General features: G+C 63.6%; 1 protein-coding gene and 1 pseudogene. Both read left to right on the top strand.

The features are described from left to right. Nucleotides 1-316, top strand: a pseudogene (locus SB753_RS34525) (ABC transporter ATP-binding protein); the annotation flags it as partial. Next, on the top strand, nt 313-577 hold a 265-nt coding region (locus SB753_RS34520; RefSeq protein ID WP_410804519.1), incomplete at its 3' end, for an ATP-binding cassette domain-containing protein. The pseudogene SB753_RS34525 and the gene SB753_RS34520, both read left to right, overlap by 4 nt.

Below are 577 nucleotides of genomic sequence, written 5' to 3'. Positions count from 1 at the left end.
CTGCTGCTGATGGACGAGCCGACGGCGGGCATGGCGCCGCAGGAACGCACTGAGCTGATGGCGCTGACGAAGCGTCTTTCCGCCGAGCGCCATATCGGCGTGCTGTTCACCGAGCACAGCATGGACGTCGTATTTTCCAGCGCGGACCGGATCATCGTGCTTGCGCGCGGCAAGCTGATTGCGCAGGGCGACGCGGGACACGATACGCAACGACGCCAACGTGCAGGCTGTCTACTTCGGCACGGGCAAGACGTTCCAGCCGCGCGCGGCGTTATCGCACGATGGCGGTGAGCCACACACGGAGCCGCGCACATGAACGCACCACTGCTGAAAGTCGAGGGGCTGAATGCGTTCTACGGGCGCGCGCAAATTCTCTTCGACGTGAGCCTCGAAGTTGGGCGCGGCGAAGTTGTCGCGCTGATGGGCCGTAACGGCGCGGGCAAATCGACGACGATGAAGTCGATCATGGGGTTGATGGCGCGTCGTGAAGGCGCGATTCATTTCGACGGGGCCGATATCTCGGCGTTGCCGCCGCATCGGATTGCCCGGATGGGGCTCGGTTATGTGCCTGAAGATC

The organism is Paraburkholderia sp. SIMBA_053 (assembly GCF_046534895.1).
Classification (GTDB): domain Bacteria; phylum Pseudomonadota; class Gammaproteobacteria; order Burkholderiales; family Burkholderiaceae; genus Paraburkholderia; species Paraburkholderia caledonica.
The sequence above is the reverse complement of the archived record's forward strand: the minus strand, read 5'-3'. Positions and strand labels throughout refer to the sequence as shown.